Raw genomic sequence first — 776 nt, 5'->3', positions numbered from 1 at the left:
CCGTGGTGTAACTAGGCTGGACCGCCGTTTGTATCAGCATGTAAAGAAGCAGATTTATCCATACCAGTTCGACACTGGTGTTTCTGATGGCGATACCCAATTCTCCGGACAGTAGTTATGGCAAACGATGACAAGGATCCACGATGGGCGACAGAAAACCTTCCTGATGACCCGGAACAACTCAAACATATAATCAGGCTGATCCTTGAAGATGACTCCAGAAATGCACAAAAATGTGAAGAGGCTTTAAACGCCATGAAGTCACTGCTCTCTTCTTGGAGATGGCGAGTAGGGAATGCAGTCATGTCTTTCGCAGAGCGTACGCTGCGCCGGAAATCTGTACGGCTTGCCACAGATCATATTATCGACCTGCTGAACAGGATTGCCCTGAATCACAGGAAAAGAGACGCTTTTGGCGTGTCTGCCTTCCTGTTGGCTTCTGCCTTCCTGTTGGCTGAAGGGAGCGATCTGCAGTTCTTTAGCGGAAAAGATGCAAAAAAGAACTACACCAAAAAGCATCGCGGGCTGCTGGAAGAATTTCTCCAGTCAGATGAAAGGCTTATTTTTAAAGAAGCAGATTCTCCTGACGTCAGTATTTTGCTGGTTTTGTATAACCGGGCGGAATTGACGCTTGCCTGTTTGCGATCCATTCTTTCTATGGTGAGAGGGGGATACGAAGTCGTCATTGTTGACAATGACTCAACAGATGAAACGGAGCGGCTTCTAGAGCGCGTAGACGGTGCGACAATTATCCGGAATGATGAGAACAAGGGGTT

Annotated in this window: 1 protein-coding gene; it reads left to right on the top strand. The window is 47.6% G+C overall.

Translation table 11 applies throughout. The features are described from left to right. Positions 1 to 117 precede the first annotated feature (117 nt). The coding region (locus ACOCD2_RS23410) for a glycosyltransferase family 2 protein (protein WP_293650672.1) at positions 118 to 776 on the top strand (659 nt) is incomplete at its 3' end.

It is taken from the genome of Thiolapillus sp. (assembly GCF_048562965.1).
Classification (GTDB): domain Bacteria; phylum Pseudomonadota; class Gammaproteobacteria; order Chromatiales; family Chromatiaceae; genus Thiolapillus; species Thiolapillus brandeum_A.
This window is presented reverse-complemented; position numbering and strand designations above follow the sequence as displayed.